Origin of the sequence: Janthinobacterium sp. 1_2014MBL_MicDiv (genome assembly GCF_001865675.1) — a bacterium.
Classification (GTDB): domain Bacteria; phylum Pseudomonadota; class Gammaproteobacteria; order Burkholderiales; family Burkholderiaceae_D; genus Janthinobacterium.
Window position 1 is genome coordinate 1,298,498 of sequence record NZ_CP011319.1, and the last position, 15,620, is coordinate 1,314,117.

The 15,620-nt window shown below is 66.8% G+C and carries 9 protein-coding genes; 7 read left to right on the plus strand and 2 right to left on the minus strand.

The features are described 5' to 3' along the window. The first annotated feature begins 60 nt into the window (after window positions 1-60). The 7 genes from YQ44_RS05710 (at window position 61) to YQ44_RS05740 (ending at window position 14,104) form a co-directional block, all read left to right on the plus strand. A complete protein-coding gene (locus YQ44_RS05710) occupies window positions 61-2,196 on the plus strand; it encodes a CHASE2 domain-containing protein (protein WP_442905931.1) in 2,136 nt (711 codons plus the stop codon). A gap of 219 nt (window positions 2,197-2,415) precedes the next feature. Beyond that, on the plus strand, window positions 2,416-4,026 hold the full coding sequence (locus YQ44_RS05715; RefSeq protein WP_071322558.1) for a ShlB/FhaC/HecB family hemolysin secretion/activation protein: 1,611 nt from the start codon (window positions 2,416-2,418) through the stop codon (window positions 4,024-4,026). A gap of 16 nt (window positions 4,027-4,042) precedes the next feature. After that, window positions 4,043-9,664: a YDG domain-containing protein gene (locus YQ44_RS29280; RefSeq protein WP_083412104.1), complete on the plus strand. Its 5,622-nt coding sequence runs from the start codon at window positions 4,043-4,045 to the stop codon at window positions 9,662-9,664. Next, complete coding sequence (locus YQ44_RS05725; RefSeq protein ID WP_071322560.1) at window positions 9,633-10,391, plus strand: FecR family protein; 759 nt, start codon at window positions 9,633-9,635, stop codon at window positions 10,389-10,391. The genes YQ44_RS29280 and YQ44_RS05725 overlap by 32 nt, the downstream gene beginning before the upstream one ends. 105 nt (window positions 10,392-10,496) lie before the next feature. Continuing rightward, on the plus strand, window positions 10,497-12,929 hold the full coding sequence (locus YQ44_RS05730; RefSeq protein WP_071322561.1) for a heavy metal translocating P-type ATPase: 2,433 nt from the start codon (window positions 10,497-10,499) through the stop codon (window positions 12,927-12,929). Further along, window positions 12,926-13,351 carry a Cu(I)-responsive transcriptional regulator gene (gene cueR, locus YQ44_RS05735; RefSeq protein WP_071322562.1) on the plus strand — a complete coding sequence of 142 codons (426 nt, stop codon included), beginning with the start codon at window positions 12,926-12,928 and terminating at the stop codon, window positions 13,349-13,351. The genes YQ44_RS05730 and cueR overlap by 4 nt, the downstream gene beginning before the upstream one ends. 24 nt (window positions 13,352-13,375) lie before the next feature. Next, entirely contained in the window at window positions 13,376-14,104 is a 729-nt protein-coding gene (locus YQ44_RS05740) for a glutathione S-transferase (protein WP_071322563.1), read from the plus strand. Window positions 14,105-14,152: 48 nt separating this feature from the next. On the opposite strand, the gene YQ44_RS05745 is transcribed toward YQ44_RS05740, so the two are convergent. Both YQ44_RS05745 and YQ44_RS05750 read right to left on the minus strand, forming a co-directional pair. Continuing rightward, window positions 14,153-14,353: a heavy-metal-associated domain-containing protein gene (locus tag YQ44_RS05745; protein WP_071322564.1), complete on the minus strand. Its 201-nt coding sequence runs from the start codon at window positions 14,351-14,353 to the stop codon at window positions 14,153-14,155. A gap of 84 nt (window positions 14,354-14,437) precedes the next feature. Continuing rightward, on the minus strand, window positions 14,438-15,379 hold the full coding sequence (locus tag YQ44_RS05750) for a bestrophin family protein (protein WP_071322565.1): 942 nt from the start codon (window positions 15,377-15,379) through the stop codon (window positions 14,438-14,440). Between the last annotated feature and the right edge of the window lie 241 nt (window positions 15,380-15,620).

Consider the following 15,620-nt stretch of genomic DNA (forward strand, 5'->3'; position numbering starts at 1 on the left):
ACCGTGGCCGCCGCCATCCTGTGCCTGGCCGGCAACGCGAATATCGCGCGGCTCGACGCCATGCTCGGCGACTGGCGCATGCGTGCCGAGGCGCCGCAGCTCGACAGCCGCATCGTCATCGTCGACATCGATGAAAAGAGCCTGGCCCGGGTGGGGCGTTTTCCGTGGAGCCGCGACATCCAGGCAAAGCTGGTGCGCCAGCTCACCGGCCACTACGGCGTGGCGGCGCTGGGTTTCGATATCTCGTTTCCCGAAGCGGACACCAGTTCCGGCTATGCCGTGCTCGAAACGCTGGCGCGCGGCGAACTGGCCGGCGTGGCGGGCTTGCCGGCGCAGCTGGAAAAACTGCGCCCGGCGATGGATTACGACGGCCAGTTCGCCGACGCCATGCGCGGCCAGCCCGTGGTGCTCGGCTACAGCGTCTCGGAGCGGCAAAAAAAGGGCGTGCTGCCGGCCCCCGCATTTACCGTGGCAGACCTGAACGGGCGCACGGTGACGGCCTACACGGCGCCCGGCTACGAAGCCAATATCGCACCGCTGCAGGCGGCCGCGCGCGGCGCCGGCATCTTCACGGCGCTGACGGACGCCGACGGCGTGGTGCGCTCCTCGACGCTGCTGCAGCGCATCGGCGACGGCTACTATCCCTCGCTGTCGCTGGCCACGGCCGCCGTCTACCTGCAGGCGCGCGCCATCGCCCCGCGCTTCACGGCCACGGCCGATACCCTGTCGGCGCGCGAACTGGCCAACGGCGGGCTCGAACACATCGTGCTGTTCGCGCCGCGCGGCGCGACGGCCATTCCCGTGGGCGAGGCGCTGACCACCACGGTGCAGTACCGCGGCACGGGCGGCCCCGCCGGTGGCGCCTTCCGCTATGTCTCGGCGTCCGACGTGCTGGCCGGCAGCGTGCCGCCCGCGCTGCTGCAGGGCGCCATCGTGCTGGTCGGCACCACGGCGCCCGGCCTCAACGATATCCGCGCCACGCCTGTCAACGCCGAATATCCGGGCGTGGAAGTGCACGCCAACCTGATCAAGTCCATCCTCGACGGACGCTTCAAGTCGCGGCCCGATTACGCGCTGGCGCTCGAACTGCTGCAGGTGCTGGCGGTGGGCCTGCTGCTGGCCGGCGCGCTGGCCGTGCTGCCGCCGGCCGGCGTGATGCTGCTGACCCTGGGGGCGATGGCCGCCGCCATCGCCGTCAACCTGCACCTGTATGCGGCGCGCGACCTGGTGCTGGGCGGCGCCGTGGTGCTGCTGCTGATCGTCGCGCTGTTCATCGTCAACCTGGCCTGGGGCTACTTCTTCGAAGTGCGCAAGGGGCGCGCGCTGGTGGCGCGCTTCGGCGAATACGTGGCGCCCGAACTGGTGGCCGAGATGGCGGACAATCCGCAGCGCTACACCATGGATGGCGAGAACCGCGAATTGACGGTGCTGTTTGCCGACGTGCGCGGCTTCACGGCCATTTCCGAGCAGCTGGCGCCGGCCGCGCTGCGCGAATACATCAATACCTACCTGACGGCCATGTCGCAGGATATCCGCGACAGCCATGGCGGCACGCTCGACAAGTACATCGGCGACGCCGTGATGGCCTTCTGGGGCGCGCCGGTGGCCTTTGCCGACCACGCCAGCCGGGCCGTGGCCAGCGCGCTGCTGATGCAGCGCAGCGCGGCGCGACTGAATGCGGACTTCGCCGCGCGCGGCTGGCCGCCGCTGCGCATCGGCATCGGCATCAATACGGGCGCCATGCATGTGGGCGACATGGGCTCGCGCATCCGCCGCGCCTATACCGTCATGGGCGACAGCGTGAACCTGGCCGCGCGCCTGGAAGGCGCCAGCAAGCTGTATGGCGTGGGCATCGTCGCGGGGGCGGCCACGCGCGCGGCGGCGGGCGACTTCCTGTACCGCGAACTGGACCTGGTGCGCGTGCAGGGCAAGCAGCAGGCGGTGGCCATCTTCGAGCCGCGCGGCTTGCTGGCCGACGCCGATGCGCAGGAGCTGGCGCAGCTGGCGCGCTGGCATGCCGCGCTGGCCCTGTTGCGCGCGCGCGACTGGGAAGCGGCGGCGGCCGAGGTCGCCAGCCTGCAGGCGGATTTCCCCGAAGACGGCGTGTACCGGCTGTATGCGGCGCGCCTGGCGCATTACCGCGCCGCGCCGCCGCCGGCCGGCTGGGATGGCGTGACGGTCTTGAATAGCAAGTAACCATCTGATTTGCCTTGCAAACTGCTGTCAATTCCATCATCTTTCCAGTTTGTCTGCATGATGTAGGCAGCAACGCCATGAAATTCGCAAGAAAACGTCAGAAATTTCTGACTGGAAACTAAAAGCCGTCTAAAATTTGTCTTCAATCCATTGCCGGATAGAGTGCCGCTGGCGCCTGCGGGGCCAAGCGCTTGTCCGGTTACACAAGAAATCCTTCACATGACATATCGTTTGGTGCACCTGCTTGCGGGTTCCGCGCTGCTGTTCGCCGTCGGCGCCGCCGGCGCTGCCGTTTCCATGGATGAGGCCACGCCGGCCGCGCAGGACAATGGCGTGTCGCATTTCGACATCAGCCGCTTTGACGTGCAGGGCAATACCCTGCTCGGCGACGCCCAGGTACAGGCGCTGCTGGCCCCGTTTACGGGACCGCAGCGCGATTTTTCCCACCTGGCGCGTGCCGTCGAGGCGCTGGAAGCCGCCTACCGGGCGCGTGGCTACGGCGCCGTGCAGGTGCAGCTGCCGGAACAGGAACTGGAACGCGGCGTGGTGCGCCTGAGCGTGCTGCAAACGCCGCTGGGCAAGGTCGCCATCAGCGGCAACGTGCATGTCGACGAGGCCAACGTGCGGCGCGCGCTGCCGGCCCTGCGCGAAGGCGAGACGCCGAATTTGAACGCCCTGTCGCAAAGCCTGCGGCTGGCCAATGAAAACCCGGCGCGCAAGATCGAAGTACGGCTGCAGGCCGACGAGCAGGCGGGCGCCATCGACGCCATCGTCGCGGTGGCCGATGAAAAGGCCTGGAAGGCCATGCTCAACGTGGATAACACGGGCAACGCGCAGACGGGCAAGACGCACGTGGGCGTGGTGCTGCAGCATGCCAACCTGTGGGGGCGCGACCATGTCGCCAGCCTGCAGTACACGAGCAGCCTGGAAAAGCCGGACAAGGTCGGCGTGTATGGCGCCGGCTACCACTTGCCGCTGTATGCGCTGGGCGACTCGATGGACTTTTTCGCCAGTTATTCGAATGTCGACTCGGGCAGCGTCTCGGCCGGCATTTTCGACCTGGCCGTCAGCGGCCAGGGCAGCATGGCCGGCATCCGCTACAACCAGAACTTTGCCCGCCGCGACGATTTCGAGCCCAAGCTCGTGTACGGCATCGACTACAAGGCCTACCGCAACAGCGTGCAATTGTTCGGCATGGAACTGGGCGCCGACGTCACCGTGCATCCGCTCAGCGTCAGCTACATCGGCAACTGGACCCTGCCAACGGGCGAGACCAGCGTGGCCGTCACGTTCGCGCACAATATTCCCGGCGGGAAGCATGGCGCGCAAGCCGATTTCGACCGCGTGCGCGCGCATGCGAAGGCTGGCTACAACACCTTGCGCCTGAGCGCCAGCACGGCGCGCGTGCTGAGCAACGACTGGCAGTGGCGTGCCCTGTTCAACGCCCAGGTCACGCCGGACGCGCTGGTGCCCGGCGAGCAGTTCGGCGCCGGCGGCGCAGCGTCCGTGCGCGGCTTTGCCGAGCGCGAGGTATCGAATGACTCCGGCGCCAGCCTGAACCTGGAACTGTACACGCCGAACTGGTGCGGCCAGGCCCTCGGCTACCAATGCCGCGCGCTGGCTTTCTACGACACGGCATGGCTGCGCCGCAACCATGCGCTGCCCGGCGAAAGCGCTTCCCAGGGCATAGGCAGCGCGGGACTCGGCCTGCGCCTGATGCTGAACCGCTACGCCAATCTGCAACTCGACTACGCCCATGTCGTCAATGGCGGCGACACGGGACAGCGCGGCGCCAACCGCCTGCATTTCCGACTCGCCTTGGCTTACTAGTATCAGGATGAACACCATGCACAATCACGTCCACCCCGCTTCCGTTTCCGCCCCGCCGCCGTACGGGCCGCCATTGCGCCGCACGGCGCTGGCGCTGCTGCTGGCCGGCTGCTTCGGCGCGGCGCAGGCCAACCCGACCCTGCCGCAAGTGGTCAGCGGACAAGCCACGTTCAACCAGCAGGGCAACGTCTTCTCGATCACGAACACGCCCAATACCATCATCAACTGGCAAAGCTTTTCCATCCATGCGGGCGAGATCACGCGCTTCATCCAGCAAAACGGCAATAGTGCCGTGCTGAACCGCATTACGGGACAAGACCCCAGCAAGATCCTGGGCAGCCTGGAATCGAACGGCAAGGTCTTCCTGATCAATCCGAACGGCATCGTCTTCGGCCAGGGCGCGCGGGTCGACGTGCATGGCCTGGTGGCGTCCAGCCTGGGCATGTCGAACGAGGATTTCCTGGCCGGCAAGCGCCAATTTACGGCCGGCAGCGTGGCCGGCGCCGTCGGCAATGCCGGGGTGATCAATGCAGGCAAGGGCGGGCAAGTGCTGCTGATCGCGCCAAACGTGGAAAACACGGGCCTCATCACGGCGCCGAATGGCGAAGTGATCCTGGCGGCCGGGCGCAGCGTGCAGCTGGCCGACCCGGGCAACCCCGAGTTGCGCGTGCTGGTGTCGGCACCCGACGACCGGGCGCTGAACCTGGGCCAGATCATCGCTCAGGGCGGCGGCATCGGCATGGCCGGCGCCCTGCTCAGCCAGCGCGGCGTGCTCAACGCGAACAGCGCCGTCGTCGGCGAGAACGGCAAGATCGTGCTCAAGGCCAGCGGCAAGGCGCTGCTCGAGGCGGGCAGCGTCACTAGCGCCACGGGCGCGGCCGGCAAGGGCGGCGAGATCCGCGTGCTGGGCGACCAGGTGGGCTTGCTGGGCAACGCGAAAATCGATGCCAGCGGCGCCACGGGCGGCGGCACGGTCTTGCTGGGCGGCGACTACCAGGGCAAGAACGCGGCCGTGCAGAATGCGCGCCAGGTGCTTGTCGGCAAGGACGCCAGCATCGCGGCCGACGCCACCGGCAGCGGCAATGGCGGCCGTGTCATCGCCTGGGGCAATGACACGGCCCAGGTGCACGGCAGCATTTCCGCGCGCGGCGGCGTGCAGGGCGGCGATGGCGGCTTCGTGGAAACGTCGGGCCATGCGCTGGCCGTCGACGGCATCCGCGTCGATACGGGCGCGCGCGGGGGGCGCGGCAAGCGCGGCACCTGGCTGCTCGACCCCTACGATATCGACGTGGTGCAGGGCGGCGGCGGCAACCTCGGCGACGTGGACGAGTTTGCCGAAGGTCCGCCGGCCAGCAGCACCAGCATCGGCGCCGACGTGATCTCGGGCGCCGGCAGCAATGTGATCTTGCAGGCCCAGCACCGCATCAATTTCAGCAGCGCCGTCAACATGGTCAATCCCGGCATCGGCCTGAGCGCCACGGCCGGCGAGACCATCAACGTGTACGCGGCCATCAGCACCAACGGCGGCAGCGTGACCCTGTCGGCGAACGACGCCAGCAGCGGCGGCGCGTACGGCCCCGGCTCGAACGTCCACCTGAATGCGGCGATCACGACGCATGGCGGCAGCGTGTCGCTGTCCGGCGCCAGCGTGGCCGGCACCGGCGTGGTCGATGTCGGCAACGGCAACCTGTCCCTGCGCGCCAACCATGCGGGCGGCGAAATCAACCTGACGGGCGGCGGCGCGCGGCTGGTCGGCAGCGGCGTCGCCGGCCAGAGCGTCACCTTGCAGGCGGACAGCATCACGCTCGGCGGCACCCTGAATTTCGGCGGCAGCGGCGCCGGCGCCAGCGTGACGCTCAAGCCGCTGAGCAGTGCGCGCAGCATCGACCTGGGCACGAAGTCGGGCGGCGCCCTGGGCCTCGACGCGGCGGAGCTGGCCGGCATTGCGGCGGCATCGCTGAGCATCGGCGACGGCAGCAATACGGGCGGCATCCACATCTCGAATGCGCTCGCCGTGGCGGGCGACCTGCACGTCAATTCAGCTTCCGCCATCACGGCCACGGGCGCCGTCACCGTCGGCGGCCGTTTCTTCCTCGACGGCGGGGCCTGGACGCAGAACGGGCCGAACCTGGCCGCGTTCTCCGCCGGCCAGTTCGCCATCGCGCCAGGCGCCAGCTTCCTGCGCGCGACGGGCGGCGATGGCGGTACCGCATCGCCCTACCTGATCGCCGATATCTACGGCTTGCAAGGCATCGGCAGCCTGGGCCTGGGCAACAGCTACCGCCTGGCCGGCAATATCGACGCCAGCGGCACGACCGCCTGGAACCAGGGCGCCGGCTTTGCCGCCATCGCCGGCGGCAACGGCGCCGGCTATGCGGGCACGTTCGACGGCGCCGGTTTCGCCATCCAGGGCTTGTACATCAACACCAGCAATGCGACGACGACGTCCGGCGTGGGCCTGTTCGGCAAGGTGCAGGGCGGAACGGTGCGCAACGTCACGCTGCAAGATGGCAGCGTGACGGGAAGCAACAATGTCGGCGCGCTGGTCGGCATGAACGTGGGCGGCACGCTGGACAATGTGCACAGCGGCGCCACGGTCAACGGCGCCAACGCGGTCGGCGGCCTGGTCGGCAGCAACGGCGGCACGCTGCGCAATGCCAGCGCCAGCGGCAATGTCACGGGCCTCAATGCGGACAACGCGGGCAGCATCGGCGGCCTGGCCGGCGCCAACCTGGCCGGCGCCAGCATCGACGGCGCCTATGCCACGGGCGACGTCACGGGCGCGCGCGACAAGGTCGGCGGCCTGGTGGGCAACAATGACGGCGCGATTTCGCAGGCCTACGCCACGGGCGCCGCCCGCGGCGCGGCGGCTATCGGCGGCCTGGTGGGGCGCAATGGCGGCAGCATCAGCGATGCCTACGCCACGGGTGCCGTCGGTGCATCGGTGAATAGCGATCCCATCGTGACGAAGGAAAACCTGGGCGGGCTGATCGGCTGGAGCGTGGCGGGCAGCAGCGCCAGCCACGTCTACAGCAGCGGCGCGGTGGCCGGCGGCGGCTTTGCCGGCGGCACGGTGGGCGGCCTGGTGGGCCGGGCCGACGCGGGCGCGGGCGTGGCGTATGGCTACTGGAACTATGAAACGGCGGGCACGCAGATGGACCAGGGCGGCGCCACGGGCCGCACGACGGCGCAGATGCAGCAGCAGGGCAGTTTCAACGATTTCAATTTCGGCAGCGTCTGGCGCATCTACGACGGCTACACGACGCCGATGCTGAAAGCCTTCCTGAAACCGCTGCAAGTGAACGTGTCGGGCAATGCTACGAGCAAGGTTTACGATGGCCAGCTGGCCAGCTTCCTCGGCAGCCTGAGCTATGTCGGCTTGCTCGATGGCGATACGGGCGCCAACGGCAGCCTCGGCTACGGCAGCGCGCGCAACGTCGGCACGTATGGCCTGACGGGCTTGTGGTCAACCAAGTACGACATCAGCCTGGGCGGCACGACGACGCTGGCCATCACGCCGCGCATGCTGACGGTGAGCATAGGCGGCGGCAAGGTCTACGATGGACAGCTGGGTTTCGGCGGCGCCACCTTTATCTTGGGTAACGTAGTCAACGGCGACAGCGTCAGCGCCACGGGCACGGCGCTGTTTGCCGACAAGAACGCGGGCAGCGGCAAGCTTGTCAACGCCAGCGGCATCAGCCTGGCCGGCAATGAACTGGGCAATTACAGCGTTGCCGATAGCGCCAGCGGCTTTGCCGACATCGGCCGCGCCATCCTCAACGTGGGCAACGTCAGCGCGGCCGGCAAGGTGTACGACGGCACGACCAGCGCCAGCATCAGCGCCCTGCTGGAAGGCCTGGTTGGCAATGACCAGGTGTCGCTGTCCGGCGCGCTGGCCAGCTTCGGCGACAAGAACGTGGGTGCCGGCAAGAACGTCAGTTACAGCTACGGCAGCGGCAGCCTGCAGGGTGCCGATGCGGGCAATTACGTGCTGGCCAGCGGTAGCGGCAGCACGACGGCCGATATCACGCCGCGCGCGCTGAACGTGCATTTCAACGGCGTCAACAAGACCTACGACGGCACAACGGGCGCCACGCTGAACTTTGGCGATGACCGCATCGCTGGCGACAGCCTGAACGTGTCGGCCCTGGCCCGCTTCGGCGACAAGAATGCGGGCGTGGGCAAGAGTGTGTCCGTGACCAACCTGGGCCTGGACGGCGCCGATGCGGGCAATTACGTGCTGACGTCGGCGGGCGGCACGACGCAGGCGACGATTGCGCAAAAACAATTGTCGACCTGGATAGGCAGCGGCAACGGCTTGTGGAGCGATGCGGCCAACTGGGATGGCGGCGTGGTGCCGGAAGGCGCGAACGTGCTGGCCGTCGACTTTTCGAACAGCAAGGGCATCGTTACCTACAGCGCGGCAGCCGGCAGCACCGTCCTGAAGAGCCTGAACTCGGCGTCGGGCTTGCTGCTGACGGGCGGCAGCCTGACCCTCGGTGAAAGCGTGCTGGACCGCTCCGTGCTGAGCGGCCTGGCCGGCCTGGAAATCAGCGGCGGCAATTTGCTGCTGAACGGTAGCCTGTCGGCCGACCGTTATGCGCAAAGCGGCGGCTTGTTGAGCGGCAACGGCAACCTGGCCATCGCCAACCGCTTCAGCCAGGCGGCCGGCGCCATCAACCTGGCGGGCCAGCTGGCCATCAGCCAGGCCAGCGGCGACCTGCGCTTTGCCAGTGTGACGGCGCGCGATGTGCGCCTGAGCGCCCTGAACGGCGCCATCGGCCAGGACGGCGCCATCGTCGCTGCCACCCTGGACACGCAGGCGCAGAACGGCGTGGTGCTGGACCATGCGGGCAACCGGGTGGGCAGCTTTAGCGCCAGCAATAGCGCGGGTGGCGGCATTACGCTGAAGAATACTTCCGCTCCCGGCAGCCTGGCGCTGGGCACGCTCGTCACGGGCGCGGGCAATATCGCCATCGACAATACCGGTGCCATCTCGGCTGGCAACATCAATGCGCATGGCGGCAACGTGGCGCTGACGGCGCACAGCCCCGTCACCGTCAACGGCAAGATCGAGGGCAATGATATTGCGCTCAATGCCAGCACGGACGTGGTGCTGGGCGATGGCGCGCAGTTGCTGGCGGCGCGCGACATCAGTTTGACGGCAGGGCGCGACATCAATATCGAGGGCAATTCCCGCATCGCCAGCGGCGGCAGTTTTGCCGCCCAAGCCGACGCCAACGTGCGCCTGGGCGGCACGGCCAGCTTCGCCGTGCCGGCGGCGGCCAGCATGAGCTTGCTGGCAAAAACGGGCGGCATCACGGCTGCCTCCGGCGTGCGCATCGCGCGCCAGCGCGCCGACGTGAGCCTGCTGGCACCCGGCGGCACGGTGGACGTGCCCGATGCCATCTTCCTGCCCGCCACCACGGCCGTCATCGACAGCAGCGTGAGTGCCGCCATCGACGAAGCCTTGCGCATCATCAAGCAGGCGGACCGCGCAAATGCACCGCTGGCCTCGGCGTCTCCGGTGCAGAAGACCGATGACAAGAAAGCGGACAGCAAGGATGTTGCCGGCGCCACAGATAAATCTACAGGATACAAATACGATGATGCAGTCAAAAAAACCTATTGCAACTAAATGGCTGAGCCATGCACTGCTGTGGCTGGCGCTGAGCTGCACGGCCGCGCACGCCTGGGCCGGACAGGTGGCGGGCACGGTGCTGCAATTGAGCGGCCCGCTGATGGTCAAGAAGGCCGATGGCAAGGTGAAATTGCTGGCCATCAAGTCCGAAGTCGAGCAGGGCGATACCTTGCTGACGGAAAAGGACACCTATGCCTTGATCAAGCTGATCGACAACAGTGAAATCACGCTGAAGCCGAATACCAGCTTTGTGATCGAGCAATTCACGTACACGGCCGAGCAGCCCGACGGCGACCATGCCGTCTTCAGCCTGCTCAAGGGCGGCTTGCGTTCCGTGACGGGATTGCTCGGCAAGCGCAACAAGGAACGCTTCGAGATGAAGACGCCGGCCGCCACCATCGGCATCCGCGGCACGACGTTTATTGCCAGCTACGTCGCGCCATCGGCAACGCCGCTGCCGCCGTCGCCAGGACAGGGAGTGGCGCCCGGCCTGTATGTGCACGTGCTCGATGGCCTGATTCAGGTCAGCAATCCGTCTGGCGCGCTCAATTTTGCCCCTGGCCAGTTCGGCTTTACCCCCAGCTTCAAGCAGCCGCCCGTGATGCTGCCCGTCAATCCAGGCCTGCCATTCACGCCGCCGCCGGTCTTCTCGGCCTCGCCGCTTTCTTCCGGCGCATCCGCAGGTGGCGCCAGGCCGGCAGCCATCGATTGCGTGGTGCGCTGAGGTGTTGATATGGCAAGCCCCGCACGCGAGAAATAGGGCTTGACCTTCCCATCGTTGGATAGCAGATCCTGACCGCATTAGTTCATTTACCGTACAGGATCTGCCATGCATCAGACCGCACTTGCTCCCGCATCACCGTCACCAATTCCCGCCGCGCATGCGCAGGCGCTGGCCATCGAAGGCATGAGCTGCGCCTCGTGCGTGGGCCGCGTGGAAAAAGCCCTGGCCGCCGTGCCCGGCGTCAGCCAGGCCAGCGTCAACCTCGCCACTGAAATTGCCAAGGTCACGTCCGACTTGCCCATCCCCCTGGAGACCCTGCAGGCCGCCGTGGAAAAGGCCGGCTACAGCGTGGCGCAGCGCGACATCGACCTGGCTATCGCCGGCATGACGTGCGCCTCTTGCGTGGGCAGGGTGGAAAAAGCCTTGCTGAAAGTACCCGGCGTGCTGGCGGCCAGCGTCAACCTGGCAACGGAAAGCGCGCGCGTCAAGGTCACGGGCGGCGTCGATGCGGCCACCCTGGTCGCCGCCATCGACAAGGCCGGCTACGAGGCGAAGGTGCCCGCCGCCAGCAAGGCCGGCGCGCCCGCTGCCGCGCCGAACCGCGATGGCGTGAAAGTGGCGCTGTCCGCCATCCTCGCCTTCCCGCTGATGCTGCCCATGCTGGTCGAGTGGGCCGGCATCCACCTGATGCTGCCCGGCTGGCTGCAATTCGCGCTGGCGACGCCCGTGCAATTCTATTTCGGCGCGCGCTTCTACAAGGCGGGCTGGAAGGCGGCCCGCGCCGGCAGCGGCAATATGGACTTGCTGGTGGCGCTCGGCACCAGCGCCGCCTACGGCCTGTCCGTCTACCAGTGGCTGACGGCGGGCGAGATGCTGCCGCACCTGTATTTCGAGGCGTCGGCCGTCGTCATTACCCTGGTGTTGCTGGGCAAATGGCTGGAAAGCCGCGCCAAGCGCCAGACGGCGTCGGCCATCCGCGCCTTGCAAGTGCTGCGTCCGGATTCGGCCCGCGTGCGCCGCGACGGCGTCGAACTCGATGTCGCCGTGGAACAGGTGAAACTGGGCGACCTGGTGGTGATACGCCCAGGCGAACGGGTGGCCGTCGATGGCGTGGTGGTGGAGGGCGCCAGCCAGGTCAACGAATCGCTGATCACGGGCGAGAGCTTGCCCGTCGACAAGCATGTGGGCGACAAGGTCACGGGCGGTTCCATCAATGCGGACGGCTTGCTGCTGGTGCGCACGCAGGCCGTGGGCAGCGAGACGACGCTGTCGCGCATCATCCGCCTGGTGGAAGATGCGCAGGCGGCCAAGGCGCCCATCCAGCACCTGGTCGACAAGGTCAGCGCGATTTTCGTGCCCGTGGTGCTGGTGCTGGCGCTGCTGACCATGCTGGGCTGGTGGTTCGCTACTGGCGAGCTGGAGAACGCCATCATCAACGCCGTGGCCGTGCTGGTCATCGCCTGCCCGTGCGCGCTGGGCCTGGCCACGCCGACGGCCATCATGGCCGGCACGGGCGTTGCCGCCCGCTACGGCATCCTGATCAAGGACGCGGAAGCGCTGGAAGTGGCGCACGCCGTCACCACCGTCGTGTTCGACAAGACGGGGACCCTGACGGTGGGCAAGCCCGCGCTGGCGGCCCTGCATGCGCACGGCATCGAGGAAACACGGCTGCTGCAGCTGGCGGCCAGCATCCAGCGCGGTAGCGAACACAGTCTTGCTACGGCCGTGCTCGATGCGGCCAGTGCGCGCCACATCGAACCCTTGCCCACGACGGCCCTGTCGGCCTTGCCGGGCCGCGGCCTGGCGGCGCAGGTCGACGGCCTGGACTTGAAACTGGGCAGCACGCGCCTGATGCAGGAATTGCAGGTGGACATGGCGCCGCTGGCGCAGCAGGCCCTGGCGCTGGAAAACACGGGCAACACGATTTCCTGGCTGGCGTCGGGCGACCAGTTGCTGGGACTGTTTGCCTTCAGCGACCAGGTCAAGCCGAATGCGCAGGCGGCCATTGCCCATTTGCATGCACTGGGCATCCAGACGGTGATGTTGACGGGGGACAATCAAGGCAGCGCCGACGCTGTCGGCAAGGCACTGGGCATCGATACGGTGGCGGCGAAAATGCTGCCCGCCGATAAAACCGCTAAAATCGAAGCGCTCAAGCGTGACGGCGCCAAGGTGGCCATGGTGGGCGACGGCATCAACGATGCGCCCGCGCTGGCGGCCGCCGACGTGGGCATCGCCATGTCGACGGGCACCGACGTGGCCATGCACGCGGCCGGCATTACCCTGATGCGCGGCGATCCGGCCCTGGTGGCGGACGCCATCGATATCTCGCGCCGCACCTACAGCAAGATACGGCAGAATCTGTTCTGGGCATTCATTTATAACCTGATCGGCATTCCGCTGGCCGCCTTCGGCCTGCTCAATCCCATGGTGGCGGGCGCGGCGATGGCCTTCAGTTCGGTCAGCGTGATCAGCAATGCCCTGTTGCTGCGCCGCTGGAAAGCGCGCAGCGCGCATACCAAGGAGTCAGTACTATGAATATCGGACAGGCCGCCAGCGAAACGGGCGTATCGGCGAAAATGATACGCTACTACGAAAGCATTGCATTACTGAAACCCAGCGCGCGCAGCGACGCGGGCTACCGCATCTACACGCCGAACGATTTGCACGCCTTGCGTTTCATCAAACGGGGCCGCGTGCTGGGCTTTTCGCTGGAACAGATACGCGAGTTGCTGTCGCTATGGCAGAACGACCAACGCGCCAGCGCCGACGTGAAGGGCATCGCGCTGGCGCACGTGGCGGATTTGAATAAACGCATCGCCGAACTGACGGAGATGCGCGACACCCTGGCGCACCTGGCGCAATCGTGCCACGGCGACGACAAGCCCGATTGCCCGATCCTGCAAAGCCTGGGGCTGGCGGGCGAGGAAGCCGCCGACGCCAAGGCGTGCTGCCATTGAGGTAAAACAACATCAGGAGGATGCATGGCTTACGCACTGTATTACTGGCCCACGATACAGGGGCGCGGCGAATTCATCCGATTGGCCCTGGAAGAGGCGGGCGCCGATTACCGCGATATCGCCCGCCTGCCTGAACGCCAGGGGCAGGGCATGTCCGCCATGCTGGCCTGCCTCGATGGCGACAGCACGCCCCATGCGGCCTACGCGCCGCCCGTGCTGCGCGATGGCGAACGGCTGATCGGCCAGACGCCGAATATCCTGTACTACCTGGGCCGGCGCCTGGGCCTGGCGCCGCGCGCGGAAGAGGGCCGGCTGTGGCTGAACCAGTTGCAGCTGACCATGGCCGACTGGCTGACGGAAGTGCACGACACGCACCACCCGCTGTCGATGAATCAATATTATGCGGAGCAAAAGCAGGCGGCCATGCTGCGCAGCGCGGATTTTCGCGCCACGCGCCTGCCCAAGTTCCTCGGCTACTTTACGCAGGTGCTGGCGAACAATCCGCGCCGGGGCGGCTGGCTGGTGGGGGCGAAACTCACGTATGGCGACCTGTCGCTGTTCCAGATGCTGGCCGGTTTGCGCTATGCGTTTCCGCAAGCCATGGCGCGCCTGGCGCCCGCCTATCCCGCCTTGTCCGACTTGCACGACGCCGTGGCGGCGCGGCCCAACATTGCCCGTTACCTGCGCTCGCAGCGGCGCATTGCTTTCAGCGAGGAAGGCATCTTCCGCCATTATCCGGAACTCGACGGGTAAACGACAACAGCCGGCGCTGGGCCGGCTGTCGCGATGCTGCTGTGGCGATTACTGCGCGCGGGTGACGGGGAAGCCCGCGTCCACGATGGCGGCGCTGATGGCGCCCAGTTCGCTCGACGACTCCACCGTGACGCTCTTGCTGGCCAGGTCGACCTGCACCTGGGCGGCGGGGTCGATGCCTTGCACCGCTTTCGTGACCGAGCCGACGCAATGGCCGCAGCTCATGTTTTCAACTTGTAACTGATACATGACAAGCACTCCTTGAATGATTAAGTGGTCCCACTGTAAGCCTTCCCCCGATGGTAAGGTCAAGGAAAAACTCAGTCGTGCGCATCAGGCCAGCAGGTAGTCGACCGGCTGCATGGGCGGCGGCAACGGCGTGTCGTGCAGCGATTCGCGCAGGCTGATCTCGATGGCGCGGCACATGGCGCTCAGGGGCAGGTCGTTGGCATCCTCGCCGAACGGTTCCTCGATCTCGTCGCCGAGGGCATCGAGGCCAAAGAAGGTGTAGGCGACGATGGCGACGACGAACGGCGTCATGAAGCCGAGCGAATCGACGAGGCCGAACGGCAGCAGGAAGCAGTACAGGTAGGCCGTGCGGTGCAGCAGCAGCGAGTATGAAAACGGAATCGGCGTGCTGCGGATGCGCTCGCACGAGGCGCCGGCGCCCACCATGGCCGACACCGTATTGTCGAGCTGGGCGGCGAGGATGCTGTCGATCCGCCCCTGCTTGACGCAGTCGGCCAGGTCGTGGCCCATCTGCAGCATCAAATAGTCGGACGGATTCGACGACTGGCATGCGGCCGCCCATTCCGCCGGGCGCAACAGCGGTTGCAGGTCGGCCGGGCCGCGCGTGTCGCGCAACTGGTGGCGCAGGGCGTGGCAAAAGGCGATGGTGCGGTAAATCATGCGCACGCGCACGTCATCGAGGCCCAGCCTGGCGTGGGCCACCGTGTCGCTGCGTATCATGCTCTGGCATTGGCGTGAGAAGTTACGGCTGCGCAAGACCAATTCGCCCCACAGCTTGCGCGCTTCCCAATAGCGGTCGTAGGCGGCCGTGTTGCGAAAGCCGAGGAAGATGGCCAGCGGCAAGCCGATCAGGGTAAACGGGATGGTGGTCAGGATGACCTTGTGATCGAACAGCGTGCCATGGCACCAGGTGACCAGGGTGGCGATCAGGGTATTGACGATCAGGGTGGTGCGGATGCGCGGCAGGACGGAGCCGCGCACGACGAGGAACAGCCGCAGCGCCGAAGGACGCTCGCGCACGATCATGATGCGCTCCCCGTTGCGGGCCGGGCCGGCGGTACATGCCGCGCCCTGTTCTTGTTATTGAAAAACCATGGTGTGGAATGGCAGAGAGGCAAGTACCGGGGACAAAAAGCCCGCAGTGTGTGCGGGCTGAGCTGGGTGTGCATGGGAGGCAGTGTAGGGGAGACGGCATGAGTATAGGCCGCCGTTCCGCTGCCGGCCAATTCACAGTGATAATGGGTATTATTCATTTCATGAATGAATA